Genomic DNA, 24,942 nt, shown 5'->3' on the forward strand with positions numbered 1-24,942 from the left:
GAGGCCATGGACGGCCGGGTGGTGTTCGTCGGTGCCGGCCCCGGAGCCGCCGACCTGCTGACGTTCCGCGCCGCGAAGGCGATCGCCGAAGCGGACGTCGTGATCTGGGCGGCCAGCCTCGTGCACGAGGACGTCCTCCAGCACGCGAGCGCCGATGCGGAGATCGTCGACTCGGCGCGGCTGCCGATGGAGGGCGTGCTGCCCTACTACGAGCGCGCCGCCGCCGAGGGACTCACCGTCGCCCGGATCCACTCCGGCGACCCGGCGCTGTGGGGCGCGCTGCAGGAACAGCTCGACCGCTGCCACGAGCTCGGCCTCGCCACCGAGATCATCCCCGGCGTGTCGAGCTTCTCCGCGGTCGCCGCCGCGGCCGGCCGCGAGCTGACCATCCCCGAGGTCGCCCAATCGGTGATCCTCACGCGCCTGGGCGGCGGCAAGACGCCGATGCCGCCCGGCGAGGAGGTGCGGGAGTTCGCCCGGCACGGCACGACGATGGCGCTGTTCCTGTCGGCGGCCCGGTCCCGTCAGCTCCAGGAGGAGCTGCTGGAGGGCGGCTACCCGCCCGGCACGCCGTGCGTCGTCGCGTACCAGTGCACGTGGCCGGAGGAGCTGATCGTCTCCTGCCGTCTCGACGAGCTGGCCGACACCGTGCGGGCGCACAAGCTGTGGAAGCACACGCTCGTCCTGGTCGGCCCGGCGCTGGAGGCGGGCGGCACGCGCTCGCACCTCTACCACCCCGGTCACTTCCACGGTCACCGGCGTGCCGAGCCCGGGGCGCGGAAGGTGCTCCGGGGTGGCTGACCGGCCCTACGAACCCGACCTGCCGCGCACCATGAAGGTGCGCCAGAAGGCGCTGCGCACCGGCTGGACCACGGGCACCTGCGCCTCGGCGGCGGCCAAGGCGGCCACCGAGGCCCTGACCTCCCAGCGGCCTCAGGACGTGGTCGAGGTGGCGCTGCCGTCGGGGCGGCGAGTGACGTTCGCCGTTGATTCGTGCCTGATCCGCGCCGACCGGGCCGAGGCAGTGGTGATCAAGGACGCGGGCGACGATCCTGACGTGACGCACGGTGCCCGGCTGACCGCGACCGCCTCATGGCGGCCCGAACCCGGCATCGAGCTCGACGGCGGAATCGGCGTCGGCGTCGTCACCAAGCCCGGCCTCGGCCTGGACCTGGGCGGCCCGGCGATCAATCCGGTGCCGCGCAAGATGATCGAACAGGCAGTGGGGGAGTCGGTGGATCTGAAGACGCGGGGCGTACGTGTCGTCATCTCGGTGCCCGATGGGGAGACGATGGCGCGCAAGACGACCAACAAACGGCTCGGCATCCTTGGCGGGATCTCGATCCTGGGCACGACCGGCATCGTGCGCCCGTTCTCGACGGCGTCGTGGCGGGCGAGCGTGGAGCAGGCGGTGGCGGTGATGGCCGCCCAGGGTGAGAAGACGCTCGTCCTGTGCACGGGGGGCCGGACCGAGAAGGGCGCCATGCGGCTGCTGCCGCAGCTGCCCGGCGTCTGCTTCGTCGAGGTCGGCGACTTCACCGGCGCGGCGCTGCGGCGCGCGGTGGAGCACGGCGTCCGGCAGGTGGTGTTCGTCGGCATGGCGGGCAAGCTCACCAAGCTCGCCTCCGGCGTGCTCATGACGCACTACACGCGCTCGCGCGTCGACACCGCCCTGCTCGCCGAGATCACCACGTCGATGGGCGGGTCGGAGGAGCTGGCCGGGCAGGTGGCCGAGGCCAACACGGCGCGGCACGCGTACGAGCTGTGGGAGGCCGGAGGGCTGCTCGGCCGCGCCGGGCGCGAGCTGTGCCGGCGGGTCGCCGGGGTCCTGGAGCAGTTCGCCGCCGAGGCCGCGCCGGAGAGCCCGGGCATCGCCGCACAGGTCGTGCTGGTCGACTTCACCGGGCAACGGATGATCGCGATGTACGGGCGGCTCGGCCGATGATCACGGTCGTCGGCTGCGACGGGTCGCCGTTGCCGCAGCGGGCGATGGACCGCCTCGGCGCCGCCGTCCTCGTCGCCGGCGGCCGGCGGCACCTGGAGGCGGTACGCCCGCCCGCGCACGTACGCCAGGTCGTCATGGGCGACGTCGCGGCGGCGCTGGACGCCGTCGAGGCGTCCGCCGACGACGGGGTGGTCGTGCTGGCGAGCGGCGACCCGGGGTTCTTCGGGATCGTCCGCGCGCTGCGCGAGCGCGGCCACGCGCCCGAGGTGCTACCCGCGGTCTCCTCGGTGGCCGGGGCGTTCGCCCGGATCGGGCTGCCGTGGGACGACGTCGTGGTGACGAGCGCGCACGGCCGCGACCCGCGCACGGCGGTGAACGCCTGCCGGGCGATGGCCAAGACCGCGGTGTTCACCGCGCCCGGCTTCGGGCCCGCGGCGCTCGGCGCGGAGCTCGCCGGCTGGGACCGTACGCTCCACGTCGCCGAGCGCCTGGGTGGTCCGGACGAGCGCGTCACCCGGTGCACGCCGGCCGAGGCGGCGGCCCGCGACTGGGCCGAGCCGAACGTCGTCCTCGCCGTACGAGAAGGTGCTCTGGGGGCTCCCGCACGGCGGCACAACCAGCCCGCGTCGCCGCCGCGCACCCACTCCGGCGACTCGTACCGGCACCGCGCCGGGATGATCACCAAGTGGGAGGTGCGCGCGGTCGCCCTGGCCCGGCTGCGGCCGACCCTGGGCATGCTCGTCTGGGACGTCGGCGCGGGCAGCGGCTCGGTCGGCATCGAGTGCGCCGAACACCACGCGGCCGTCATCGCGATCGAGCGCGACCCGGCGGCGCGTGATCTCATCCGCCACAACGCGGGCACGGCGGACGTCCGCGTCGTGGCGGAGAGCGCGCCGGAGGCCTTCGACGGACTGCCCGACCCCGATGCCGTCTTCGTCGGCGGCGGGGGCCTGGAGGCGCTGAGCGGCGTGCTGGCGCGTGGTCCGAAGACGGTCGTGGCGACGTACGCCGCCGTCGACCGGGCCGCCCTGGCCCGCCGCCTGATGGCCGACGCCGGCTACGCGGTGGAGGGCGGGCAACTGTCCGCCGCGCGCTTCGCCGACCTGCCGGGCGGCTCGTTCCGCCTCGACGCGCAGAACCCGGTGTTCCTGCTGGCGGGGAGCGCGTCATGATCGGAGTCGTCGCCGCGACGGCGAGCGGCCGTACCGCCGCCGAGGCGCTGCGGGCCGCCTGGCCGGACGAGGTGCGGCTGCTGACCGGGCAGAAGGCCGCCGACGCCCTGCGTGAGGCGTGGCGCACCTGCGACGCCGTGGTCAGCTTCCTCGCCGTCGGCGCGACCGTACGCGTGCTCGCGCCGCTTCTGGGCCACAAGAGCACCGACCCGGCGGTCGTGTGCGTGGACGAGTCGATGGCCTTCGCGGTGGCCGTGCTCGGCGGCCACCACGGCGCGAACCTCCTCGCCCGCCGCCTCACCGGCGTCCTCGGCTGCACGCCGGTGGTGACGACCGCGAGCGACCAGAGCAACGTCACGCCGCTCGACTCCTGGGGCGCCGAACTCGGCTTCACCGTCCACAACCCCGACCTCCTCGCCCACGTCGGCGCGGCGGTGCTCTCGGGCGAACCCGTGCGGCTCGACGGCGCGGAGGGCTGGCCGCTGCCGCCCCTGCCGCCGAACGTCTCGCCGCAGGCTCCCGCCGGCGGCCACCGCGTCCTCGTCACCGACCAGGCCGAGCACTCCTGCATGTGCCACCAAGGATGGTTCGACGGCGCGCTCGTCTACCGGCCGAAGTCGCTCGTCGTGGGCGTCGGCTCGGCCCGCGGCGTCGCCGCCGGCGAGGTCGCCGCGCTGGTCGACGCGGCGCTGGCCTCCGGCGAGCTCGCCGCGGAGTCGGTGCGCTGCCTGGCCACCGCCGACCTGAAGGCCGACGAGGAGGGCATCCTCCAGGTGGCCCGCGAACGCGGCTGGCCGGTCGTCACCCACCCCGCCGCCGCCCTCGCCGCCGTCGACGTGCCCAACCCGTCGGAGGTCGTACGCGCCGAGGTCGGCACGCCCAGCGTCGCCGAGGCCGCCGCGCTGCTGTCGGCCGGCGGCGGCGCGCTGGTCGTCCCCAAGCACAAGTCGGCGAACGCCACCGCGGCCGTCGCCCGGCTCCGCCCGCGCGGGCGGCTGTCGATCGTCGGCCTCGGCCCGGGCGCGCGCGACCTGCTCACGCCCCGGGCCGTGACCGCGCTCCAGCGATCGTCGGTGGTCGTCGGCCTGGACCAGTACGTCTCCCAGGTACGCGACCTCCTCCGCCCCGGCACGCGCGTGCTCGCCTCCGGCCTGGGCCAGGAGGAGGAACGGGCGCGTACGGCGGTCGAGGAGGCCACCGCGGGCCATGCCGTCGCGCTGATCGGCTCCGGCGACGCGGGGGTGTACGCCATGGCGAGCCCGGCCCTGGAGTTCGCCGGCCCCGGCATCGACGTCGAGGGCGTGCCCGGCATCACCGCGGCGGTGGCCGCGTCCGGGCTCCTGGGCGCGCCGCTCGGCCACGACCACGCCTACATCTCCCTGTCGGACCTGCACACGCCGTGGGAGGTCATCGAGCGCCGCGTGACCGCCGCGGCCGAGGGCGACTTCACGGTGTGCTTCTACAACCCGCGCAGCCGCGCCCGCGCCTGGCAGCTCGGCCGGGCGCTGGGCATCCTGGCCGGGCACCGCCCGCCGTCGACACCGGTCGGATTCGTCCGCAACGCCGCCCGTACGGACGAGAGCGTGACGCTGACGACGCTCGCGGAGTTCGACCCCGCGGCGGTCGACATGTTCACCGTCGTGGTCGTGGGATCGAGCCGCAGCCGCACGGTGGCGGGGCGTTTCGTCACCCCCAGGGGGTACCGATGGGCCTGAGTCCCGTACGGGTCACCTCCCGCTGCACGGGCTGCGGCGCGTGCCTGCTGACCTGCCCCGAGCGTGCCCTGCGTCCTTACACCGGCTGGACGGAGAGCCCGCTGTACGTCCTGGCGGACCGCTGCACCGGATGCGGTGACTGCGTCGAGGTCTGCCCCGCGGATGCGATCGAGGAGAAATGAGAACCATCCACCCGATTGAGACGAGGTCGCTGGAGATCCTGCGCTCGCGCGTCGACCTCACCTCGATGCCTCCCCTCAGCCGGGCCGTCGCCGAGCGCGTGATCCACGCCAGCGCCGACCTGGAGTACGCCACCGACCTCGTCACCGACGAGGCTCACCTGCGGCAGGGCCTGCGGGCGCTGCGCGACGGTGCCCCGATCGTCACCGACGTCGCGATGGTCGCCGCCGGGATCACCACGAGGTCGGCGATCTGCTCGATCGGCGACCCGGCGGTCGCGGCGCTGGCGAAGGAGCAGGACCTGACGCGGTCCGCGGCGGCGGTGCGGCTGTCCTACGTCAAGTCGGGGCCGGGCGCGGTGTGGGTCGTCGGCTGTGCCCCGACCGCGCTGGAGGAGATCATCGAGTGCGGCGTGGGCCCGGCGCTGGTCATCGGCCTGCCGGTCGGTTTCGTGGGGGCCGCCGAGTCGAAGGCGGCACTGCGCGAGAGCGGCCTGCCCGCCGTCAGCAACGTGTCGGAGAAGGGCGGCTCGGCAGTGGCCGCGGCCGCCGTGAACGCCCTGCTCTACCACGGGGGAGAGGCATGACGCCGCTGCTGCTGGTCGGGCATGGGACGCGTGACGAGGCGGGCGTCGCGGAGTTCGCCCGTTTCGCCGAGCGTCTGCGCGCCCGGCTGCCCGTGGACGTGGCGGGCGGTTTCATCGAACTGTCCCCGCCCCCGCTGACCGACGCCGTCGCCGAGCTGTACGCCGCCGGCCACCGCCACGTCGCCGCCGTGCCCCTCGTGCTCGTCGCCGCCGGGCACGCCAAGGGCGACATGCCCGCCGCGCTCGCCCGCGAGCGGGAGCGCCACCCCGGGCTCACCTACGCGTACGGCCGGCCGCTCGGCCCGCACCCCACCCTGCTCGCGCTCCTGGAAGAGCGACTGGACGCCGTGCTGGACCGGGCCGACCGCGCCGACACCGCCGTGCTGCTGGTCGGCCGCGGCTCCACCGACCCGGACGCCAACGCCGAGGTCTGCAAGGCCGCGCGGCTGCTCTGGGAGGGGCGCGGCCTGGCCATGGTCGAGACCGCCTTCGTCTCCCTCGCGAGGCCGGGCGTGCCCGAGGGCCTCGAACGCTGCCGGCTCCTGGGCGCGGAGCGGATCGTCGTCCTGCCCTACTTCCTGTTCCCCGGCGTCCTGCCCGACCGCGTCGTCGCCGAGGCGCGGTCCTACGAGGGCGCCGAGGTGCGCTGCGCCGAGGTGATCGGCGACTGCGACGGCCTGGCCGACCTCGTGGTCGAGCGCTACGAGGAGGCCCTGCACGGCGACATCCGGATGAACTGCGACTCCTGCGTCTACCGCCTCCCGATGCCCGGCTTCGAGGACCGTGTCGGCGCGCCGCAGCACCCCCACCACCACCCTCACGACCATGACCATGCGCACTGACGTCGACCTGCGCCACCACGGCGACGCCGAGGTCGGCCCGGGCCTGGTCGACCTCGCGGTCAACGTACGGCCGGGCACGCCGCCCGCGTGGCTGGCCGCCCTGCTGCGCGACAGCGTGGCCGGCCTCGCCGCGTACCCGGACGCCTCCCGTGCCCGCGAGGCCGTGGCGCGCCGCCACGGACGGCCCGCCGACGAGGTCCTGCTCACCGCCGGCGCCGCGGAGGCGTTCGTGCTCCTCGCCCGTACGCTGGAGCCCCGCCGCGCCGTGGTGGTGCACCCACAGTTCACCGAGCCGGAGAGCGCGCTGCGGTCGGCGGGCCACGAGGTCGAGCGGGTCGTCCTCGGCGGTGACTTCCGCCTCCGCCCGGTACCCGAGGACGCCGACCTCGTCATGGTCGGCAACCCGACCAACCCCACCTCGGTCCTGCACCCGGCCGCGGCCGTCGCGGCGCTGGCCCGGGAGGGCCGCGTCCTCGTCGTGGACGAGGCGTTCATGGACTGCGTGCCGGGCGAGATCGAGAGCCTGGCGAGCCGCCGCCTGCCCGGCGTGATCGTCCTCCGCAGCCTCACCAAGACGTGGGGGCTGGCCGGGCTGCGCGCGGGGTACGTCCTGGGCGAGCCGTCGCTCCTGGCGCGTCTCGCGGAGGCGCAGCCGCTCTGGTCGGTCTCCGCACCCGCGCTCGTGGCCGCCGAGGCGTGCGTGAGCCCCCGCGCGCTCGCCGAGGCCGACGCGTGGGCCCGCGGCCTCACGGCCGAGCGCGAGCGTCTCGTGGCCGCGCTCGGCGGTCTCGGCGTTCGCGTGGTGCCCGGGGGGCGGGCGTCGTTCGTGTGTGTGCACGTGCCGGACGGCCTGGCCGTACGAGAGGCGCTGCGGGCACGCGGGTACGCGGTCCGGCGCGGCGACACCTTTCCGGGTCTGGGTCCAGACTGGCTCCGCGTCGCCGTACGCGACGAGGCGACCAACCGCGCGTTCGTGTCCGAGTTCGCCGGAATCGTAGGATCCCGGCACCCCGTCTGACCGTCGTTTCAACCATCTGTCACTGCCCGAGGAGAGACATGGACCTCATCGCCGAGACGATCGCCGCGATCCGTCCCCTGGACGAAGCGGCGATGCAGGCGGCACGGGAGCACCAGGACCGGCTGACCAAGCCGCGCGGCGCGCTCGGGGCGCTGGAGGAGCTGTCGGTACGCCTGTCCGGTATCGCGGGGGCCTGCCCGCCGCCGATGCCCGAGCCCGCCGCCGTCGCGGTCTTCGCCGCCGACCACGGGGTGCACGCCCAGGGCGTGACGCCGTGGCCGCAGGAGGTGACCGCGCAGATGGTGGCCAACTTCCTGGCCGGGGGAGCCGTGGTCAACGCCTTCGCGCGCCAGTTCGGCGCCGAGGTGCGCGTCGTCGACGTCGGGGTCAAGGCGGAACTGCCGCCCGCCGACGGCCTGGTCTCCCGCAACGTCGCGCACGGCACCGCCGACATCACGCTCGGGCCCGCCATGACGCCCGGGCAGGTCCGCCAGGCGGTCGAGGCGGGCATCGAGGTCGCCCGCGAGCTCGTCGCCGCAGGGAACCGCTGCCTGATCACCGGCGACATGGGCATCGCCAACACGACCGCCTCGGCCGCCCTCGTCGCCGCCTTCACCGGCCGCGCGGCCGAGACCGTCACCGGGTACGGCACCGGCGTCGACGACGCCACCCACGAACGCAAGATCAAGGTCGTACGCTCCGCGCTCGCGCGCGCCGGGCTGGCCGCCGCCGACGGCACGCCCACCACCGCCGACCCGCTGACCGTGCTCGCCGAGCTGGGCGGCCTGGAACACGCGGCGATCACGGGCTTCATCCTGGGCGGCGCCGCCGAGCGGGTCCCGGTCGTGCTCGACGGGGTGATCGCCGGGGCCGCCGCCCTCGCCGCCGCGGCCCTCGCCCCGGACGTACGCGCCGTGTTCGTCGCCGGCCACCGCTCCGCCGAGCCGGGCCACGCGGCCGCGCTCTGGCAGCTCGAGCTCCGGCCCCTCATCGACCTCGAACTCCGGCTGGGCGAGGGCACCGGCGCCCTCCTGGCCCTCCCGATCGTGCAGAGCGCCGTACGCGTGCTGCATGAGGTGGCCACGTTCGACTCCGCCGGTGTCGCGGACAAGGCTTGACCAGGTCCGAGTACCTTTGGGTGCTGAAGAACCATTGATGGCCGGCAACCATGCCCGCCCGACTCAGGAGACCCTCGCGTTGCCCCCCTACCTGCTAGGCCTGCGCCTCGACGGGCGGCGCGCCGTCGTCGTCGGCGGCGGACGCGTGGCGCAGCGGCGTGTGCCCGCGCTGCTCGTCGCCGGCGCGGAGGTGGTGCTGATCTCTCCCGAGGTCACGCCTGCCCTGGAGGACCTCGTGGCACGGGGCGAGCTGACCTGGCAGCGGCGGCCGTACACCGGCGGCGACTGCGACGGGGCCTGGCTCGTCCAGGCGTGCACCGACGACGGCAAGGTCAACGCGGCGGTCGCCGCCGAGGCGGAGGGTCTGCGGATCTGGTGCGTACGCGCCGACGACGCCCAGGCCTCCGCGGCCTGGACGCCGGCGAGCGGCCGGGTCGGCGAGACCACGGTCGGCGTGCTGGCGGGCGGCGACCCCAGGCGCGCGGCGGGCGTACGCGACGCGGTGCTCGACGGCCTGCGCGACGGCACCCTGAACGCCCGCCACTCACGGCACAAGCCGGTGGGCGTCGCCCTCGTGGGCGGCGGTCCCGGCGACCCCGGTCTGATCACCGTGCGCGGCCGGCGGCTCCTCGCCCAGGCCGACGTCGTGGTGACCGACCGCCTGGCCCCGCGCGAGCTGCTCGACGAGCTGCCGGGCGACGTGGAGATCATCGACGCGGCCAAGATCCCGTACGGCCGATCGGTCACGCAGGAGCACATCAACGCGGCGCTCGTGGAGCACGCGAAGGCCGGCCGGTTCGTCGTACGGCTCAAGGGCGGAGACCCGTTCGTCTTCGGCCGCGGGGCCGAAGAAGTGATCCACTGCGCGCGCGAGGGCATCCCCGTCACGGTTGTGCCCGGGATCACTAGTGCGATCGCGGTTCCCTCGGCGATCGGCGTTCCGGTCACCCACCGTGGGGTCGCCCAGGAGTTCCACGTCGTATCGGCGCACGTGGCCCCGGGTCACCCCGCCTCGACGGTCGATTGGGAGGCGCTCGGAAGGTCGAGCGGGACGCTGATTCTCCTTATGGCAGTGGAGCGGATGGGTGTGATCGCCGACACTCTCATGCGCTATGGTCGGTCGCCTGAGACACCTGTTGCGGTTATCCAGGACGGTACGCTGCAGAGCCAGCGCACGCTCATGGCGAGCCTCGCGACTGTGGCGGACGACATGACGGCCAGCGGAGTACGACCACCGGCGATCATCGTCACCGGCGAGGTCGTCCACGTGGCACGAGAGATCGAAATGCTGAGAGCGGATATGGGGCGGCTCCGTGACACCCCCGGCTGACCAGGGCGCCGCCAAGCACAAGGCGGCCTCCCTCCCACTCGACGAGGTCCTGGCTGACATGCGGGACCAGATCGCCTCCTTCCGGTTCGTCCTTGACGCACCGGGTGCGGAGGAGGCGGCCATCACCCAGCAAGACCTGCTGAACCAGCTCGACGACTACGTGCTCCCCCGAGTGCGCCGTACCGACTCGCCGCTGCTCGTCGTGCTGAGCGGCTCCACCGGTGCGGGCAAGTCGACGCTGGTCAACACGCTCGTCGGCGCGAGAGTCAGCGCCACCGGCGTGCTCAGACCGACGACGAGCAGCCCGATCCTGGTCTGCCATCCCGACGACGCCGACTGGTGGCTGGACGAGCGCTACGTCCTGCCCGGTTTCGGACGGGTGCCCGGCCCCGCGCCGGACGCCGTGGTCGGCGATCAGCTCGTCATCATGAAGAGCGAGGTGCTGCCCAAGGGGCTCGCCCTGCTCGACAGCCCCGACGTCGACTCGGTCTTCGAAGAACACCATGAGTTCGCGGCGCAGTTCCTTGCCGCCGCCGACATCTGGGTGTGCGTGACGACGGCGGCGCGCTACGCGGACGCGCAGGTCTGGCGGCTGCTGCACCGGGCGAGGGATCACGGCGCCACTCTCGGCATCGTGCTGTCCCGCATCCCGGAGGGCGGCGAGGAGGTCGTCGAGCACTTCGCCGAGATGCTCAAGGACAACGGCCTGGAAGCGGCGGCGGAGTTCACGATCGCTGAGACCAAGGTCTCGGGAGGCATGCTACCTGCGGAAATGGCCGACGAAGTTCACGGTTGGTTGACCAGAATCACCGAAGATGAAGATGGCCGTACCGCAGTGATCAGGTCCACCTTGGGTAGCGTGCTCGACACTTTCCGTACTCGCGTCCCCGAACTCGCCAAGCGGGTCGAGGAGCAGGTCGCGCTGCGTACGATGCTGCGCGAAGAGGTCGAGGCCACGTACGCCACCGCGCTCTCCGAGCTCGACGAGGCGACGCGCAACGGTTCCCTGCTGCGCGGCGAGGTCCTCGCCCGCTGGCAGGACTTCGCCGGCACCGGCGATCTCGAACGCGCCCTGCAGGCGCGCGGACAGGTCGGTCACCGTGGCGGCCGTCGCCGCCGCGCCCCCGCCCGCGTACGCGCGCTGAAGGTGGCGTTGCGGAGCGGTCTGGAGTCGCTGGTCATGGCGGCCGCCGAGCGCGCCGCGGAGGACGTCGTGAACCGGTGGCAGAGCCGCCCGGCAGGCGCCGACCTCCTCGAAGGGCGCACCGACGAGCTCGGCCGTGCCTCCGGCGAGCTGTCCCGCCGCGTCGCGCGTGCGGTCAGCTCCTGGCAGGACCACATCATCGAGCTGATTCGTACGGAAGGCGTCACCAAGCGGGCCGTGGCCAAGTTCGTCTCCTACGACGACGAGGCGTTGTCCCTGGTGATGATGGTGGGTCTGTTCGGTTTCGGGACCGGCGACGTCAACGTCGAGGCGGGCACCAGCGCGGTGCCGCAGCGATTGCTCAAGGCGCTGTTCGGCGCCGAGTCCTTGCGTAGCATGAGCGCCAAGGCCAGGGCCGACCTGCGCGGCCGGATCGGGATGCTCTACGACGACGAGGCCATCCGGTTCGGGCAGGCGCTCGACGGTGCCGGAGTGCCGGACGAGACCACGCCGGTCCAGCTCTACCAGGCCACATACAACCTTGAGGTCGCCCGGTGAGTCGCTCCCGGGCGCTTCTTCGACACCACGAGGAGCGCGACCGATGACGGCGACGACACCGCCGGTCTCCTCCCTTGAGGAGCCCGAGTTCGCACCGCGGTCCACCGCGTCCGGACTGTCCGCCCGCCTCGACGCTCTCGACCGCCTCGTCGCGCTCGGCGACGGACGCGTCGACCGGGCCCTCATGGCCGACGCGTCGAGACTCCTGGCCCGCGCGGGCGAACGCCTGCGGCTGTCCGGCGAGCACACGGTGGTCGCGCTGGCCGGCGGCACGGGCAGCGGGAAGTCCTCGCTCTTCAACGCCGTCTGCGGGCTGGAGCTGTCACCGACCGGCATCCGCCGCCCGATGACGAGTTCCGCCCACGCGTGCGTGTGGGGCCTCGAAGGCGCCGGCCCGCTGCTCGAGTGGTTGGAGATCGACCCGAGACACCGTTACGCCCGCGCGAGCGCGCTGGACGCCGACGGCGCCGGCTCGCTCCAGGGCCTGCTCCTGCTCGACCTGCCCGACCACGACTCCATCCGCGCCGCCCACCTGGCCGAGGTCGACAAGTACGTCAGTGTCGCCGACCTGATCATCTGGGTGCTCGACCCGCAGAAGTACGCCGACTTCGCCGTCCACCGGCGCTACTTCGAGAAGCTCTCGGGCCACACCGGGGTGACCCTGATCGTCCTGAACCAGATCGACCGCCTGGAGCCCGAAGAGGTCAGCGAGTGCGTCAAGGACCTCCGGCGCCTGCTGGAGGCCGAGGGCATGGGCGGTCCGGTCATCCTCACGACGTCCGCGAAGACCGGAACGGGCGTGGAGGGCTTCCGCGAGGTCCTGGCGGACGCGGTCGCCGCCCGCCAGGCGCGTCTGGAGCGCCTGGTCGCCGACATCGACCGCCTGGTCAACCGCTTCGAGAGCCAGTACGGCGACGCCGACCCGGCGTCGACGGTCGACGAGCGCCGCACCGCGGCCCTGGCCGAGGCCCTGTCGGACGCCGCCGGAGTCCCGGCCGTGGCCGAGTCGATGGAGAGCGCCTACTCCCTGCGCGCCCTGGACTACGTGGGCTGGCCGGTGGGCCGCCTGGTGGCCCGCCTGCATTCGGACCCGCTGCGGCGCATGCGCCTGGGCGAGCTGCGGCAGGAGCTGAGGGCCGCCTTCACCACTCCGGTCAACGCCCAGCAGGCCCACGTGGACAACGCGCTGCAGGAGGTGACGGAGGGCGTCATACGCGACCTGCCCCCGTCGTGGCAACGCTCGGTCCGGGACGCGGGCCGTTCACAGGCGGAGGAGCTCCCGGAGGCGCTGGGCAACGCGCTGCGGGAGGTCGTGCCGAGCTTCAACCAGGTGCCGGCGTGGTGGTGGTTCGTCCGAGCGTGGCAGTACCTCCTCATCGCCGCGACGGTGCTGGGCGTGGTGTGGCTGGGCGCCATCCTGGCGTACGGCGTGGTGAAACTGGGCGACCCGCCGCTGAGGCTGGTGGGGGACACGTCGGTGGCGCCGTACGTGGGCCTGCTGGTGGTCTGCACACTGGGGCTCGGTGCTTTTACCGGTTCCGCGGCCCGGAACATGATCGCTCTCTCCTCGGTCCGCCACAGCGAGCGCCTGGAGGAACAGATGCGCGCGGGCATCTCGACGGCGGCGAAGTCGCTGGTCATCGAGCCGGTGGAGCGGGAGCTGGCGGTGTACCGCAGCTTCCGCGAGGAGGTCTCCGCAGCGGTCCACGGTCTGGTCCCGTAGATCGTTTTTGAGGTGTGGATCCCGCGTTGTCGAGCCGGGGTTTCCGTGAGAGTCCTTGCGGCGGTCCGGGGCCGTTTGTGGGCCCTGGGCCGCCGGTCCGTCGAACGCCGCAGAGACTCCCTCGGGGTATGCCGCTTGCCGTCCGTTCGCGGGCTCGCAGCCGAATAAGGCTACGGATCGAACCGTGGATCGGCGGAAAGGCCCTCGCAAGGCTTTCTGTATGCCGCCGACTCACCACTCCAGAGCTCGGTTTGCGCAGGCCGCCGCCCTACGCGGGCTGACCGGAGCGCCGAGCGCGCCTGCTCACCCAGCGCTACCTCTCTCGACTCTCGTTGTATCCGGCAAACGTGTCGATCAAGGCCGACGGCGCCCACAGACTCGGCAGGCGTCCGGTCTCTGCCGTCCTCACCGACCGCTTCGCCGCGCCTGAAATCGCAGACAGCTCTCCGAGACGCCGTCGGCATCGCGCCGAATGGCCGCGACGCCGACCTCGGACCCGCCGACGGACTGTCGCTCACTCCGAGTTATCCACAGGTAACGCAGGGGTCTAGAACTGCCCACCCGACATCGGCCACGGTGGATGTCACACCGGCGGCACAGAGCCGCCGGACAGACCGGAGGACTCACCGTGAACGACGCAATCATCACCGTGGTCGGCTTCGTTGCCCAAGACCCCCACTTCGAGATCCTCTCGAGCGGCACGTCGCTGATGTCGCTGCGGATCGGCAGCACCCCGCGCCGCTACGACCGTGAGATCGGCCAGTGGCGCGACGAGGACCCGATGTTCCTGACGGTGAGTTGCTGGCGCAGCTTGGCCGACAACCTGCAGGGATGCGAGCTGCAGCGCGGCGACCCGGTGATCGTCACAGGCAAGCTCCGCATCCGCGAATTCACCAAGGACGGTCAACCACGCTTTTCCGCCCAGATCGAGGCCACCACCGTGGGCCACGACCTCAGCCGAGGAGTCGCCCGCTTCCAGCGTTCCCAGCGCACCGCCGGCCAGCCGGAAGACCGCCGCCAAGCCGACGACCTCGCCGACCGCTGGCTGGAGGAAACCCCGGACGATCTCGCTGAAGGAGCCACCGCGCTGACCAGGAACAGGAACACGACCGACGACGCCGACGAGACGGACGAAACCAGCGAGACGGGCCCCTTCCGTGCCGTCGCCTGACCGCAGAGCGAAGATCACCCGGCGACACCAGTCCCCACGATGCCACCGTGGCGGAGGCCTGCCCGCCGCAACCGCCCACGAAGCAATCCACGCCCGACGAAGACCTGACTGAAGGACCGGCCGTCACCGAAATGTCGCGACTCTCCCGTGATGCCCGGCAATGCCGGGGAAGAGCGGGAACACGACACCGACTACCGCCGTCACACACGAGAGGAGAGGCAATGACAGCGTCTCCTGGCCCAGGGAGGTCGCTGAGCCCGAGCAGAGCTCCAGCGAGCACCCGCCGGCCGAACACAACACCTCGATAACCGAAAATCCGCATGCGCAGTCAGCCCGTCACCGTTTCACGGGAAAGGAGCGAAGACATGATCGACCGCATCCGCCACGGCGTCTCCTGGACTCGCACGACCGCCTGAGCCCGGCCCGAAGCCCCGCGACGAGCCACACCGGACGCGGTCCCGAGCCGGCCCACACGCCCAACCGAGCCAGACCGCCGTCGGCCACGGCAGAGCCAGCGTCGGCCCCGCCGTCCGGCATGGACTCGCCTAGGGACAAAGACATCCAAACCCGAACCCCCCAGCCGCCTGACGAGGGGGCATGGCGAACTGAGGGAGACAGTACGGATAAAGAGGGGGCACCGCTGCCGGTGCTCGGCGCCTGGACACCCCGAGGCGCCCAGCCGCCGAGCACCGGCAGCACAAAACGCCGGCGCCCCTGTCCTGGACCCTGCCAATGGATGCCGGGCTGCCGATGCCGCTAAACGGCCAGTTGCCTGGGTGATCTCGGACGGCCCCGAAAGGCCATCGACTCACAGCACCGTAAGCCCCGGCCGGCCATTGCGCGCCCGGCAGGGCGCGCGGAGCTCACCCGCCCGTCCCACGGACCGCCAGGTCCCACGGGCCGGTTCCAGCGGGTCACCGAGTTGCGGGTCGCCGGGTGTCGCGGGTCGGTTCCAGGGGATTGCCGGGCCGCTGCGGGTCGGCCTCTCCTACGGGTCGGTCCCAGCGGGTCGCCGGGTAGCGCAGGGCGCCAGGATCCACGGGTTGCCAGGTCCCATGGGTCGGTTCCGGCGGATCGCCGGGTGCTGCACATCGCCAGGTCCCGTAAGGTCGCCTGGTCCTGCGGGTCGGTCCGTCCCAAGAGAGCGGTTCCAGGGGCGCCGGGTGCTGCGCATCGGCGAGGTGGTGGGCGTCGCCTGGTCCTGCGGGTCGGCCCGTCCCAAGGGATGGTTCCCACAGATCGTTGGCTGCGCATTGTCGGGGTCTCGTAGTTGCCAGGTCCTGCGGGGCGGTCGATCCGGCTGACGAGTCAGGTTGGTTCACGGGCCGCCGGCGCCTGCGGTCGCTGGGCGATCTCCAGTCCGTCGGTGGCCTTGCCGTCGGCCAGCCCACGCCAACCGGCCTGTCGCCGCGGCGACTGAACCGCCTGGCCAGAGGTGTAGCGGACTACGGTCACGATCATCGGTTCGTGGGTTACCCCCGTCAGGCCACGGGCCGCGCGGGCGTTTGACCCGTGAAGCGGTATGTGGCAGCGAACGGAGGTATGAAGATCGCCTTATTCGGCGTTGAGGACGTCGTCGGCGTGGCACCTCTTGCGCCGGCGCCCGGAGGCGTGGCGTACAGATGAACGTGCAGCTTGTAGTGGCTCGTCCCGAATGGATGGTGACCAGCGGGGTCGGGCGGACGGCAGGACTGACGCCCTGTCGGCGTCAGATCCAGGAGACTCCGCGCATCCTGATTTCCCTTTCCGGAAATGGTGCGTCCCACCCGGCGCTGGACCGGACGGGTACGGGGGGCAACTCAGGGGGGCGATGAGCGCCTGCGGGCCTGAGCGTACGCCCATCATCCCTCAGGCGCTCTAAGAAGGTACAGCTTTTCCTGCCCACCCCGCACACATTGCAACTATCCTATTACTGAATGTGATTCGATGACCGGGTGACGGGGGCTGCCCTCAGCCAGAGGGCTGCCCGTACCCGCGGCTCCGGCCCGATCCGTTGGGGGAACGATGACGGCAGTGCATCAGTCGGCCGCCGAGGACCGGGGCGACATGGCGAGGAAGCCTCGGCGCTGGCCGCTCCTGGCCCAGCCCGCTCCAGTGATCGCGTACGTCGCCGTGGTCGTGGGGCTTCACTTCGCGCTGATCGGCATCCTGGCGGCGCGGACCGAGTGGCGAACGGACGCGCTGCTCACGTTCGGCGCGTTGATGGCCGCCGGGGCCATCTGCATCGAGGCGTCCCGCCGTCTCGGCATGCCGGCCGGCATCGGGCGGGACCTCCTGTCCGCCTGGTGGCTCCCGGTGGCATTGCTCCTGCCACCTGTGTACGCCCTGTTGATCCCGATTCCGATGCAGGCCCTGCTGCAACTGCGTGTCCGGCGGACCTTGTTGCACCGCCGGGCGATCGTCTCGGCCGCTCATGGGCTGGCCGGCGCCGCGGCGTCGGCCGCCTTTCACCTGGTCGTGCCCGACCCGCTCAGCGGCAGCGCCCAGTGGCTCGGCGAACTTGAGGCCATCATCCCCGCGATGGTCGGCTGCGCCGTCCTGTTCACACTGATCAACACCACGATCGTCGCGGTCGCCGCGCACAGTTCCGCGCCCGGCTGCCGCTGGCACGAGCACCTCCGCAACCGCGAGCACCTGGTCCTCGACGCCGTCGAACTCTGCCTCGGCGTCCTGGTCACCATCGCCTGCGCGCTCACGCCTCTCCTGATCCTCGTCGCGCTCCCGCCCGTGATGTTGCTCCAGCGCAGCCTGATGCATCAGCAGCTCCAGGCCGCGGCACGTACGGACGCCAAGACCGGTTTGCTCAACGCCGCGGCCTGGCAGCGCGAGGCCGACACCGAGATCGCCCGCGCCAACCGCACCGGCGAGTCGCTCGCCCTCCTGCTGATCGACATCGACCACTTCAAAAGAGTCAACGACGCCCACGGACACCTGGCGGGCGACCAGGTCCTGATCGGCGTGGCCGGCACTTTGGTGAGCCAACTACGCGAGTACGACGTCGTCGGGAGATTCGGCGGCGAGGAGTTCGTCGTACTGCTCCCGGGCGCCGACATCCTGGAGGGCTGCCGCGTCGCCGAACGTCTCCGCAACCGCGTACGCCGCCTGTCCGTCCCCGCCGACGACGAGTCCGTCACCGTCACCGTGTCCGTCGGAGTCGCCCTCTTCAGAACTCATGGCCAGGATCTGCTCGAACTCCTCACCTCTGCCGACCTCGCCCTTTACCGAGCAAAGGAATCCGGCCGCGACCGAATCTGCCTCCCCGCCACCCAAAAAGCCTGACGCCAGGCAGGCGAGAGGGCTCAGCGGCCGCAAGACACTGCCTGGTACGTGGCTGATGGCACGGGCATATGGCGGCGCGCGAATGCCGGCGGTCTTTTCACCGACGGCGTGGCCGTCCGCGGTATCCCGGCCACGAGACCAAAGGGCCACATTCGGCCGGATGTCGCGCGACGCCCGCAAGGAGATATGGCCACCCCCGAGCGAGTCCGTCCCGAATCAAGGCGCCCGCCGCCCACCAAAGGCCCGACCGGCGCGCGACACCGGCTCGCAGCGGTAAGGCCACCATCTCAGAGGCCATAGGCTTGAGGACATGCCGGAGTACATCTACACGATGCAGCGCGTGCGCAAAGCGCATGGTGACAAGGTCATTCTCGACGACGTCACCCTCAGCTTCCTCCCCGGGGCGAAGATCGGTGTCGTCGGACCCAACGGCACCGGCAAGTCGACCCTGCTTCGGATGATGGCCGGCCTCGAGCAGGTCTCCAACGGCGACGCGAAGCTCATGCCCGGCTTCAGCGTCGGCATGTTGCAGCAGGAGCCGCCCCTCAACGAGGACAAGACCGTCCTGGGCAACGTGGAGGAGGGCGTCGCCGAGACCAAGGCGATGCTGGACCGGTTCAACGAGATCGCCGAGAAGATGGCGACCGACTACTCCGACGAGCTGCTCGACGAGATGGGCAAGCTCCAGGAGCAGCTCGACCACCGCAACGCCTGGGACCTCGACAGTCAGCTCGAGCAGGCCATGGACGCCCTCCGCTGCCCGCCTCCGGACGCGACCGTCACCCAGCTCTCCGGCGGTGAGCGCCGTCGCGTCGCCCTCTGCAAGCTGCTGCTCGAAGCCCCCGACCTCCTCCTTCTCGACGAGCCGACCAACCACCTCGACGCCGAGAGCGTGCAGTGGCTGGAGCAGTTCCTGGAGAAGTACGAGGGCACCGTCCTCGCCGTCACCCACGATCGCTACTTCCTCGACAACGTGGCCGGCTGGATCCTCGAGCTCGACCGCGGGCGCTGCCACCCGTACGAGGGCAACTACTCCACCTACCTGGAGAAGAAGGCCGAGCGTCTCAAGGTCGAGGGCGCGAAGGACGTCAAGAAGAAGAAGCGCCTGGAAGACGAGCTCGAGTGGGTCCGCTCGAACCCCAAGGCACGCCAGACCAAGAGCCGTGCCCGTCTGCAGCGGTACGAGGAGATGGCGGCCGAGGCCGCGAAGTACCGCAAGCTCGACTTCGAGGAGATCCAGATCCCGCCGGGCCCGCGCCTGGGCACGACGGTGATCGTCGCGGATCACCTCACGAAGGGGTTCGACGACCGGCTTCTGATGGAGGACCTGTCCTTCACCCTGCCGCCGAACGGCATCGTCGGCGTCATCGGGCCGAACGGCGTCGGCAAGACCACGCTGTTCCGGATGATCGTCGGCCAGGCCGGCGCCGGGGCGCCTCCCGAGGCGGCCGACGACGGCGAGAAGCCCGACGAGGGGGTGCTCAAGGTCGGCGAGACCGTCCAGATCTCCTACGTCGACCAGGGCCGCGGCGGCATCGACCCGAAGAAGAACGTCTGGCAGGTCGTCTCCGACGGCCTCGACCACATCAAGGTCGGCCAGGTCGAGATGCCGAGCCGTGCGTACGTCGCCGCGTTCGGGTTCAAGGGTCCCGACCAGCAAAAGCCCGCGGGTGTGCTGTCCGGCGGCGAGCGCAACCGGCTCAACCTCGCGCTCACCCTCAAGCAGGGTGGCAATGTCCTGCTGCTGGACGAGCCGACCAACGACCTCGACGTCGAGACCCTCGGCTCGCTGGAGAACGCCCTGCTGGAGTTCCCCGGCTGCGCCGTGATCACCTCCCACGACCGGTGGTTCCTCGACCGCATCGCCACGCACATCCTGGCGTGGGAAGAGGGCTCCACCTGGTTCTGGTACGAGGGCAACTTCGCCGACTACGAGAAGAACAAGGTCGAGCGACTCGGTGCCGAGGCCGCCCGCCCGCACCGCGTCACGTACCGCAAACTCACCCGCTGACCCACACCACCGCAGAACACGCCGGGCGCGCCCAAGGGCCGCCCGGCGTGAACCATTTATGGCAGCCGAAAGGCCGCCGATTAAATGGTCGGTGAAGATGGCAAAGCCGACCCCGCCGTACGGCGCCTCCAGCCCGGCAGGGGACACTGGAACGCCCCCGCACTCTCCTGAGATGGATCACGGATGGTTCAGCCAGCACTCGACGTCGACCGGCTTCACGAGGCCCGGCGGCACGTCCACGAGTTCCACGTACGGTTCGGCGACATCGACGCACTGGGCCACGTGAACAACTGCCGCTACTTCACCTACCTCGAAGACGCGCGCATCGCGATGTTCCGGCTCGACCCGATGCGTGAGGACCGCGACCAGCTCAACGGGCTCGTCATCGCCCGCCACGAGATCGACTACAGGCGCCCCATGCTGTTCGGGCCCGATCCCGCACGCGTCGAGACGTGGGTGACCGACGTGCGGCCCGCGTCGTTCGGCCTCGCCTACGAGATACGGGACGACCGGCACGTCTACGTGCAGGCCACCTCGGTCATGGTCGCGTACGACCTGGAGAAGACCCGCGCCCGGCGGCTCACGCAGCGCGAACGCGCCTTCCTCGACCAATATCGGTAAGCAGTACATGACTCACCGTCAAAGGGCGACAATTCAATAACAACCTCGTGCGGAGATCCCTTTTAAGGCCTCTTGCCCGTAATGTCACGCCTGCCTATTGGCGCGACACAAAGGGGTGACAATGCGGAAGGTCTCACGAGGGGTGCTGGCCGTGATGCTCGCGGCGGGTCTCAGCGGCGTCTCGGGTACCGCCCACGCGGCAACGGCCACGACCGACGGCGACATCCTGGCCCAGCTCAAGGCGATTCCCGGCATGACGGTGCAGGAGAAGACCTCCGCCCTCACGGGCTACCGGTGGTTCTGGCTGAACTACCGTCAGCCGGTCGACCATCGGCATCCGGAGAAGGGCTGGTTCGAGCAGCGGATTCTGCTCGAGCACAAGTCCGACGACCGTCCCATGGTCCTCTACACGAGCGGCTACAACACCCCCGGGACGATGTTCCTCTCCGAGCCGACCGGGCTCGTGGACGGAAACCAGATCTCGGTGGAGTACCGCTACTTCTCCCCGTCGATCCCGCAGCCCGCGGTGTGGACGAAGGACAACATCTGGCAGGCCGCCACCGACGAGCACGACCTCATCAAGGCGCTCAAGCGGATCTACCACGGCAAGTGGATCTCCACCGGTGCGAGCAAGGGCGGCATGACCGCCACGTACCACAAGCGCTACTACCCCAACGACGTCGACGGCACGGTGGCCTACGTCGCGCCGAACGACGTGAACAACAAGGAAGACAGCGCGTACGACAAGTTCTTCAAGACGGTCGGTACCGACCCCAAGTGCCGCGTCGACCTGGAGAACCTCCAGCGTGAGATGCTCAAGCGCCGCCCCGAGATGGAGGCGCGGATGACCGCCGCCGCCCAGGAGGCGGGCTACACCTGGAACATCATCAAGAGCGTCGACGTGGCCTTCGAGAACTCCGTGATGGACTTCGAGTGGGCCTTCTGGCAGTACCACCTGCAGTCGGAGTGCCCGGACGTCCCCGCGACGACCGCCTCGACGGATGACATCTACAACTACTTCGACCTGATCTCCGGTGCGCTGACCTACACCGACCAGGGCCTGGAGCAGTTCATCCCGTACTACTACCAGGCGGGCACCCAGCTCGGCTGGCCGTCGCCGTCGTTCAAGTACCTCCACCCCCTGCTCCGCCACGAGAGCACCTACCAGCCGCGGACGTACGTGCCGCGGGACATCCCGATGAAGTTCGACCCGACGGTGATGCCCGACATCGACCGCTGGGTGAAGACCAGCGCGAGCCACATGCTGTTCCTGTACGGGCAGAACGACCCGTGGGGCGCCGAGCCCTTCCGTGTCGGCCCGCACGCCCGTGACTCGAAGGTCTTCGTGTCGCCGGGCCTGAACCACAGCGGCCGGCTCATCGCGACGCTCCCCGCGGCGCAGAAGGCCGAGGCGACCGCCGACGTCCTCCGCTGGGCCGGCGTGTCCGCCCCGCAGAACAAGACCCTGCTCGGCCCGCAGGTGACCGAGGACCCGGCACTGGCACAGCACCCGCGTCTGTAGGAAATCCGCAAAACGCCCGGCCGGGAGTCCCGGCCGGGCGTTTTCGCGTCATGGGCGGTCAGACCGGACGGAGCCCGTCCAGGATGACGCCGAGATTGCGCTCCCACTGCTGATCATCTGCCTGTAGGTCCAGAGTGCGCTCGCCCGTCGCGGCGGCGGCGAACAGGAAAGGCACGTCCTGCCAGGCGAGGTCGGCGCGCATGACGCCGGCCGACTGGGCGCGCTCCACCAGACGCCGGATCCGGTCGCGCAGCGAGGCCAGGCGTACGGTCAGAGCGTCCCCGCCGGCGCCTCCGAGCGCCTCGCCGACCCCGCAGCTCTCGGCCCGCAGCCGCACGTACGCCACCGCGAACACGCGGAGCCCGTTCCACGGGTCCGGGTCGTCGAGGGCGCGGTCGGCCAGGTCCAGGATCTCGACGAGGATCTCGTCGAGCACCGTCCCGAGAAGTGCCTGGAGCGACGGGATCCGCCGGTAGAAGGTGCCGACGCCCACGCCCGCACGCCGCGCGATCTCGTGCGCGGACACGCCGACGCCGACCTCGGCGACCGCGATCCGGGCGGCCTTCACCAGCCGCTCGGCGTTGCGGCGCGCGTCGGCCCGGGGGAGGCGGCCCGACTCGTCGGCGAGCAGGCGATCCACCGCACTGGTCATGCGCCGATCCTAACTGGACCAATCTTGTCCGGTTGACTACGGTCATAAGCGGACCAGATGTGTCCGTTTAAGACGGGAGCCCGAAGATGAGGAAGATTCGCGTGGGCGTCATCGGCGCGAGCGCCGAGCGAGGCTGGGCGGCGCGGGCGCACGTCCCGGCCCTGACCGCACTGCCGGACTACGAGCTCACCGCCGTCGGCACCAGCCGCCCCGAGAGCGCACGGGTGGCGGCACGCCTGTACGGTGCCGCGCACGCCTTCACCGACGCCCGGCGACTCGCCGGGCACCCCGAGGTGGATCTCGTCGTCATCACCGTGAAGGTCCCCGCGCACGCCGCGCTGGTCGAGGCGGCACTGGACGCCGGCAAGCACGTCTACTGCGAGTGGCCGCTGGCCCGTACGACCGAGGAGGCGGAGACCCTCGCGAAGGCGGCACGCGCCGCGGGCGTCCACCACGTGATCGGGCTCCAGGCGAGGTACGCCCCCGCGATCGCCGGCGCCCGTGCGCTCGTCGCCGAGGGCCGGGTGGGGCGCGTGACCTCGGCCACCGTCCACGCCGCCCGTGGCAAGGGCGCCGGGGGGCGGATCCCCGCATGGGCGGCCTACACCCTCGACCGCGACAACGCCGCGGGCACGCTCGAGGTCGCGGGCGGCCACACGCTCGACGCACTGGAGTACGTGCTGGGCGACATCCGCGACCTCGCGGCCACTCTGGAGATCCGGCATCGCACCTCCACCGTGGCCGAGACCGGCGAGGTCGTCGAGGCGACGAGTCCCGACCGTCTCCTCCTCGAAGCGACCCTCGCCGGCGGTGCCGTCGTTTCGGCGGAGGTGTACGACGGCGAGGGCGCCGACGGTACCCGCATCGAGATCTCGGGCACCGAAGGAGACCTGGCCGTCGTCTCCGGCGGAGCGGCGGGCATCCAGATCGGTGAGCTCCACCTGCGGGGGACGGGCACCCCCGGGCGGCCGATCCACGGGATCGACCCGGCCGCGGAGGGCTTCAACGTCGCCCGGCTGTACGCGGAACTGGCCCGCGACCTGCGCACCGGCGCGCACACCGTCCCGGACTTCGACGACGCCCTGCGGCTCCACCGCCTGCTCGACGCGATCAGGATCTCCGCCGCCACGGGCACCCGTCAGACCCGGGACTTGTCTTGATATATGAGACACTAGTATCACAGTATGAACAGGCGGTGGTTGATCCTTATTGTCGGACTCTTCGCGATGATCGCCGGATGCGCCTATCAGTACGGTCTTCCGTACCTCATCCCCGCACTCCGAGCCGACCGCGGGCTCTCCCTCCGCGAGGCGGCCATCCTCATCTCCTGCCCGGTCGCGGGCCTGCTCGTCGCCCTCACCCTGTGGGGGATCGCCGCCGACCGCTGGGGTGAGCGGATCATCCTCTGCGCCGGCCTGTCCGTCGCCGGAGCGTCGCTGCTGTTCGCCACCACGACGTCCGCGACGAGCGCGCTGGGCGTCTGCTTCTTCGTCGCCGGGGCGGGCGGCGCGTCCATCCACGCGGCCAGCGGCCGGCTGATCCTCGGCTGGTTCGCCGCCCACGAGCGCGGCCTGGCGATGGGCGTACGCCAGACCGGGCAGCCGCTCGGCGTCGGGCTGGCCGCGCTCACCCTGCCGCCGCTGGCCGCCCGCGCGGGGCTGACCGCGGGCCTGTACCTTCTGGCCGGCTGCTGCCTCGGCGCCGCCCTGCTCGTGGCGATCCTCGTACGCGACCCGGAGCGCCCGGAGGCGGGCGACGGGCACCGCGGCGGCTCGCCGTACCGTACGCCGGTGCTGTGGCGGATCCACGCGGCCAGCGCGCTGCTCGTCGTGCCGCAGTTCGCGGTCTCCGCCTTCGCCCTCGTCTATCTCGTCGACGAGCGCGGCTGGGACGGCGCGACCGCGGGACGGGTGCTCGCGGTGGCCCAGGTCGCCGGCGCCGTCGCGCGGCTGGCCGTCGGCCACTGGTCGGACCGGGCGGGCAGCCGCGTACGGCCCATGCGCCTGCTCGCGGTCGGCATCGGCGCCGTCATGCTCGTCCTGGCCGCCGGCGCGCTGTCCGGCACGGACGTCGCCGTCGCCGCGCTGCTCGCGGCCGCGGTGATCACGGTGACCCCGAACGGCCTCGCCTTCACGGCGGTGGCGGAGTACGCCGGGCGCTCGTGGGCCGGCCGCGCGCTCGGCATCCAGAACACCGGGCAGAACCTCCTGGCCGCCGCGACCCCACCGGCGCTCGGCGCGCTGGTCACGAGCACGGCGTACGGCACGGCCTTCGCGGCGGTCGTGGCCTTCCCGCTGGCCGCCGCGGCGCTGATCCCGGCCCGCCTGGGTACGGGGCAGGCCGAGGACGCGTGAG

The 24,942-nt window shown here is 71.7% G+C and carries 20 protein-coding genes; 19 read left to right on the forward strand and 1 reads right to left on the reverse strand.

Going from position 1 to position 24,942, the window contains the following annotated elements:
- Positions 1-6 precede the first annotated feature (6 nt).
- From cobM to QWU11_RS33110, 17 genes are all read left to right on the forward strand, one after another.
- Positions 7-801: a precorrin-4 C(11)-methyltransferase gene (gene cobM, locus QWU11_RS33030; RefSeq protein ID WP_290118408.1), complete on the forward strand. Its 795-nt coding sequence runs from the start codon at positions 7-9 to the stop codon at positions 799-801.
- Positions 794-1,945 carry a cobalt-precorrin-5B (C(1))-methyltransferase gene (locus QWU11_RS33035; protein ID WP_290118409.1) on the forward strand — a complete coding sequence of 384 codons (1,152 nt, stop codon included), beginning with the start codon at positions 794-796 and terminating at the stop codon, positions 1,943-1,945. Before cobM ends, QWU11_RS33035 begins: the two co-directional genes overlap by 8 nt.
- On the forward strand, positions 1,942-3,117 hold the full coding sequence (cbiE, locus tag QWU11_RS33040; protein WP_290118410.1) for a precorrin-6y C5,15-methyltransferase (decarboxylating) subunit CbiE: 1,176 nt from the start codon (positions 1,942-1,944) through the stop codon (positions 3,115-3,117). The genes QWU11_RS33035 and cbiE overlap by 4 nt, the downstream gene beginning before the upstream one ends.
- The gene (cobJ, locus tag QWU11_RS33045) at positions 3,114-4,832 is read left to right on the forward strand and encodes a precorrin-3B C(17)-methyltransferase (protein ID WP_290118411.1); all 1,719 of its coding nucleotides are present in this window, start codon (positions 3,114-3,116) and stop codon (positions 4,830-4,832) included. The genes cbiE and cobJ overlap by 4 nt, the downstream gene beginning before the upstream one ends.
- Positions 4,823-5,014 (forward strand): 4Fe-4S binding protein, encoded by a 192-nt coding sequence (locus QWU11_RS33050; protein WP_290118412.1) that lies wholly within the window; start codon positions 4,823-4,825, stop codon positions 5,012-5,014. The genes cobJ and QWU11_RS33050 overlap by 10 nt, the downstream gene beginning before the upstream one ends.
- Positions 5,011-5,598 (forward strand): precorrin-8X methylmutase, encoded by a 588-nt coding sequence (locus QWU11_RS33055; RefSeq protein WP_290118413.1) that lies wholly within the window; start codon positions 5,011-5,013, stop codon positions 5,596-5,598. Before QWU11_RS33050 ends, QWU11_RS33055 begins: the two co-directional genes overlap by 4 nt.
- Positions 5,595-6,440, forward strand: coding sequence for a sirohydrochlorin chelatase (locus tag QWU11_RS33060; protein ID WP_290118414.1), 846 nt, complete (start codon positions 5,595-5,597; stop codon positions 6,438-6,440). Before QWU11_RS33055 ends, QWU11_RS33060 begins: the two co-directional genes overlap by 4 nt.
- Positions 6,430-7,458, forward strand: a complete 1,029-nt coding sequence (gene cobC / locus QWU11_RS33065) for an Rv2231c family pyridoxal phosphate-dependent protein CobC (protein WP_290118461.1) — start codon at positions 6,430-6,432, stop codon at positions 7,456-7,458. The genes QWU11_RS33060 and cobC overlap by 11 nt, the downstream gene beginning before the upstream one ends.
- 38 nt (positions 7,459-7,496) lie before the next feature.
- On the forward strand, positions 7,497-8,576 hold the full coding sequence (cobT, locus tag QWU11_RS33070) for a nicotinate-nucleotide--dimethylbenzimidazole phosphoribosyltransferase (RefSeq protein ID WP_290118415.1): 1,080 nt from the start codon (positions 7,497-7,499) through the stop codon (positions 8,574-8,576).
- Between the two features lie 37 nt (positions 8,577-8,613).
- A complete protein-coding gene (gene cobA / locus QWU11_RS33075; protein ID WP_290118416.1) occupies positions 8,614-9,906 on the forward strand; it encodes a uroporphyrinogen-III C-methyltransferase in 1,293 nt (430 codons plus the stop codon).
- Positions 9,890-11,608 carry an AAA family ATPase gene (locus QWU11_RS33080; RefSeq protein WP_290118417.1) on the forward strand — a complete coding sequence of 573 codons (1,719 nt, stop codon included), beginning with the start codon at positions 9,890-9,892 and terminating at the stop codon, positions 11,606-11,608. Before cobA ends, QWU11_RS33080 begins: the two co-directional genes overlap by 17 nt.
- Positions 11,609-11,651: 43 nt before the next feature.
- Positions 11,652-13,331 carry an ABC transporter gene (locus tag QWU11_RS33085; protein WP_290118418.1) on the forward strand — a complete coding sequence of 560 codons (1,680 nt, stop codon included), beginning with the start codon at positions 11,652-11,654 and terminating at the stop codon, positions 13,329-13,331.
- A gap of 628 nt (positions 13,332-13,959) precedes the next feature.
- Positions 13,960-14,502 carry a single-stranded DNA-binding protein gene (locus QWU11_RS33090; protein ID WP_290118419.1) on the forward strand — a complete coding sequence of 181 codons (543 nt, stop codon included), beginning with the start codon at positions 13,960-13,962 and terminating at the stop codon, positions 14,500-14,502.
- 2,004 nt (positions 14,503-16,506) lie between these two features.
- Positions 16,507-17,781: a GGDEF domain-containing protein gene (locus QWU11_RS33095; protein WP_290118420.1), complete on the forward strand. Its 1,275-nt coding sequence runs from the start codon at positions 16,507-16,509 to the stop codon at positions 17,779-17,781.
- 310 nt (positions 17,782-18,091) lie between these two features.
- Complete coding sequence (gene ettA / locus QWU11_RS33100) at positions 18,092-19,792, forward strand: energy-dependent translational throttle protein EttA (RefSeq protein ID WP_290118421.1); 1,701 nt, start codon at positions 18,092-18,094, stop codon at positions 19,790-19,792.
- Between the two features lie 183 nt (positions 19,793-19,975).
- The gene (locus QWU11_RS33105) at positions 19,976-20,413 is read left to right on the forward strand and encodes a thioesterase family protein (protein WP_290118422.1); all 438 of its coding nucleotides are present in this window, start codon (positions 19,976-19,978) and stop codon (positions 20,411-20,413) included.
- 121 nt (positions 20,414-20,534) lie between these two features.
- Entirely contained in the window at positions 20,535-21,935 is a 1,401-nt protein-coding gene (locus QWU11_RS33110) for a S28 family serine protease (RefSeq protein WP_290118423.1), read from the forward strand.
- 58 nt (positions 21,936-21,993) lie between these two features.
- Here QWU11_RS33110 and QWU11_RS33115 read toward each other — a convergent pair whose 3' ends face one another.
- Complete coding sequence (locus tag QWU11_RS33115) at positions 21,994-22,587, reverse strand: TetR/AcrR family transcriptional regulator (RefSeq protein ID WP_290118424.1); 594 nt, start codon at positions 22,585-22,587, stop codon at positions 21,994-21,996.
- Positions 22,588-22,673: 86 nt separating this feature from the next.
- Here QWU11_RS33115 and QWU11_RS33120 point away from each other — a divergent pair, with 86 nt between their 5' ends.
- Together QWU11_RS33120 and QWU11_RS33125 are read left to right on the forward strand one after the other, a co-directional pair.
- A complete protein-coding gene (locus QWU11_RS33120; protein WP_290118425.1) occupies positions 22,674-23,747 on the forward strand; it encodes a Gfo/Idh/MocA family oxidoreductase in 1,074 nt (357 codons plus the stop codon).
- Between the two features lie 24 nt (positions 23,748-23,771).
- Positions 23,772-24,941 carry an MFS transporter gene (locus QWU11_RS33125; RefSeq protein ID WP_290118426.1) on the forward strand — a complete coding sequence of 390 codons (1,170 nt, stop codon included), beginning with the start codon at positions 23,772-23,774 and terminating at the stop codon, positions 24,939-24,941.
- The last annotated feature ends 1 nt before the right edge of the window (position 24,942 follow it).

This window comes from Actinomadura sp. DC4 (genome assembly GCF_030406325.1).
Classification (GTDB): domain Bacteria; phylum Actinomycetota; class Actinomycetes; order Streptosporangiales; family Streptosporangiaceae; genus Actinoallomurus.

Excerpts from the sequence above, each read along its gene's own strand:
- QWU11_RS33055 (WP_290118413.1), top strand. The coding sequence starts at position 5,011 with ATGAGAACCATCCACCCGATTGAGACGAGGTCGCTGGAGATCCTGCGC.
- cobA (WP_290118416.1), top strand. The coding sequence starts at position 8,614 with ATGGCCGGCAACCATGCCCGCCCGACTCAGGAGACCCTCGCGTTGCCC.
- QWU11_RS33115 (WP_290118424.1), bottom strand. The coding sequence starts at position 22,587 with ATGACCAGTGCGGTGGATCGCCTGCTCGCCGACGAGTCGGGCCGCCTC.
- QWU11_RS33085 (WP_290118418.1), top strand. The coding sequence starts at position 11,652 with ATGACGGCGACGACACCGCCGGTCTCCTCCCTTGAGGAGCCCGAGTTC.
- QWU11_RS33105 (WP_290118422.1), top strand. The coding sequence starts at position 19,976 with ATGGTTCAGCCAGCACTCGACGTCGACCGGCTTCACGAGGCCCGGCGG.
- QWU11_RS33120 (WP_290118425.1), top strand. The coding sequence starts at position 22,674 with ATGAGGAAGATTCGCGTGGGCGTCATCGGCGCGAGCGCCGAGCGAGGC.
- QWU11_RS33050 (WP_290118412.1), top strand. The coding sequence starts at position 4,823 with ATGGGCCTGAGTCCCGTACGGGTCACCTCCCGCTGCACGGGCTGCGGC.
- QWU11_RS33110 (WP_290118423.1), top strand. The coding sequence starts at position 20,535 with ATGCGGAAGGTCTCACGAGGGGTGCTGGCCGTGATGCTCGCGGCGGGT.
- QWU11_RS33060 (WP_290118414.1), top strand. The coding sequence starts at position 5,595 with ATGACGCCGCTGCTGCTGGTCGGGCATGGGACGCGTGACGAGGCGGGC.
- cobM (WP_290118408.1), top strand. The coding sequence starts at position 7 with ATGGACGGCCGGGTGGTGTTCGTCGGTGCCGGCCCCGGAGCCGCCGAC.
- cobT (WP_290118415.1), top strand. The coding sequence starts at position 7,497 with ATGGACCTCATCGCCGAGACGATCGCCGCGATCCGTCCCCTGGACGAA.
- cbiE (WP_290118410.1), top strand. The coding sequence starts at position 1,942 with ATGATCACGGTCGTCGGCTGCGACGGGTCGCCGTTGCCGCAGCGGGCG.
- cobJ (WP_290118411.1), top strand. The coding sequence starts at position 3,114 with ATGATCGGAGTCGTCGCCGCGACGGCGAGCGGCCGTACCGCCGCCGAG.
- cobC (WP_290118461.1), top strand. The coding sequence starts at position 6,430 with ATGCGCACTGACGTCGACCTGCGCCACCACGGCGACGCCGAGGTCGGC.
- QWU11_RS33095 (WP_290118420.1), top strand. The coding sequence starts at position 16,507 with ATGACGGCAGTGCATCAGTCGGCCGCCGAGGACCGGGGCGACATGGCG.
- ettA (WP_290118421.1), top strand. The coding sequence starts at position 18,092 with ATGCCGGAGTACATCTACACGATGCAGCGCGTGCGCAAAGCGCATGGT.
- QWU11_RS33125 (WP_290118426.1), top strand. The coding sequence starts at position 23,772 with ATGAACAGGCGGTGGTTGATCCTTATTGTCGGACTCTTCGCGATGATC.